General features: G+C 54.2%; 2 protein-coding genes, 1 tRNA gene and 1 riboswitch. Of the genes, 1 reads left to right on the forward strand and 2 read right to left on the reverse strand.

Annotated elements, in window-relative coordinates; genetic code table 11:
* Positions 1–130 (reverse strand): DUF29 family protein (locus NW819_RS13990; protein WP_414414121.1); only part of this gene is annotated, 130 nt, incomplete at its 3' end.
* 143 nt (positions 131–273) lie between these two features.
* Positions 274–345, reverse strand: a tRNA-Gly gene (locus NW819_RS13995).
* Between the two features lie 233 nt (positions 346–578).
* On the opposite strand from NW819_RS13995, the gene ssuE reads away from it, so the two are divergent.
* Positions 579–1,106 carry an NADPH-dependent FMN reductase gene (gene ssuE, locus NW819_RS14000; RefSeq protein WP_414414120.1) on the forward strand — a complete coding sequence of 176 codons (528 nt, stop codon included), beginning with the start codon at positions 579–581 and terminating at the stop codon, positions 1,104–1,106.
* Between the two features lie 232 nt (positions 1,107–1,338).
* Positions 1,339–1,420: riboswitch (Glutamine riboswitch) on the forward strand.
* Positions 1,421–1,425 lie beyond the last annotated feature (5 nt).

Below are 1,425 nucleotides of genomic sequence, written 5' to 3' on the forward strand. Positions count from 1 at the left end.
GTTCTTGCCTGCCCAAAGCCTCGATTTCCTCCACCAAGTTGGCGATATCCAGTTGATCCCACTGCCCCGATTTCAGCAGTGCGGCTTGCTTTTGCGTCCAGGCATAGAAGTCGTACTCGTAAAGTTGCATGCTTCATTGCCTAACTGGGCACTGGCCAAGGAGATCTTACTGACCCCGAACTACCCCTTTTTACCTTGAGCTCATTGATTTCCCGGACTAGGCCAAGTCCGGGAATGCTTGCGGAAAGCGGGTTTTGCCGGTTGGTTGGGGAAAGCGGGCGATGAGACTCGAACTCACGACATCCAGCTTGGGAAGCTAGCGTTCTACCACTGAACTACGCCCGCGTAAATCAATCTCAAGTTTAGCAAGCTGAAACCCTTGCTGAATCTAACCTATCACGTTCCCGACCCCTTGAGTAGGTGGGGAGTCGGGGGGCATATTTTGCCCGCAATTTGACCAGCAGGGAATGACGTCGAGAGACAAAGCTATCGTGCATGCTGGGGCAGGGCGAGAGTGGGTTAATCATCTTTCACATGGGATCCCTGGTACAACTGAGGCAGTATTCTGTCTGCGGCCTATGTCCAGCATCCTCCTGCTCTCCGGTAGTCCCAGCACTCCTTCTCGCTCAGAAGCCGTTTTACATCACGCTGCCGGGATCCTGTCCGATCTGGGATTGACCACTCAGTTTGTTTCGGTGCGGGATTTGCCCCCAGAGGATCTGGCACTGGCCAAGTTCGATAGCCCTCAACTCAAGGCAATTCAGCAAAAGGTGGCCCAAGCTACCGGGATCGTCATCTCTGCTCCCGTTTACAAAGCCTCCTATCCAGGTGTGTTGAAGGCACTGCTGGATTTGCTGGATCAAGACGCCTTTACCGGTAAAGTGATTCTCCCCATTGCCACCGGGGGAACCCTGGCCCATCTGCTGGCCATCGACTTTGCGATGAAACCTGTGCTGGCGGTGATGGGGGCAACCCACATCCTGAGAGGGGTTTATATCCTGAGTTCTCAAATTCAGTTGGACGCTGCCGGAACACTACAGCTAGAGGCCGACATCGAGGAACGTCTGCGAGCAGGGCTGCAGGCACTTGCGCAGGCGGTGAAATAGAAGAAATCAGAATTTTGCGGAGACTGGCCGAATACGGGATTGGTGCCCTGGGCCCGGAACCGGTTGCGGCAATCTATTCCGAAAAGTGCATAGGTGATTGCCCAGTCAGGCCCGAGAAGCCGCGGAAGAGCCGACGGCAAGGGATCCCTTTTGCGGGTATGGCCGGATTAAATTTCTATAAATCCCCCAAAAAACCTGCAAAACCGTAAGTTATGATACAGACATAGGATAAATCGTTCACCTCTGCAGTTGGCTCACCAGTGGCCTGGAGCTGTGCAGAGACGGAAGTAGGGGTCTTCCCGAAGGAACGCGCCTCAAC

It is taken from the genome of Synechococcus sp. R8-2, assembly GCF_047461715.1.
In the GTDB taxonomy this organism is placed as follows: Bacteria; Cyanobacteriota; Cyanobacteriia; order Thermostichales; family Thermostichaceae; genus Thermostichus.

Coding starts and splice junctions, on each gene's coding strand:
- ssuE (WP_414414120.1), top strand. CDS start 579: ATGTCCAGCATCCTCCTGCTCTCCGGTAGTCCCAGCACTCCTTCTCGC.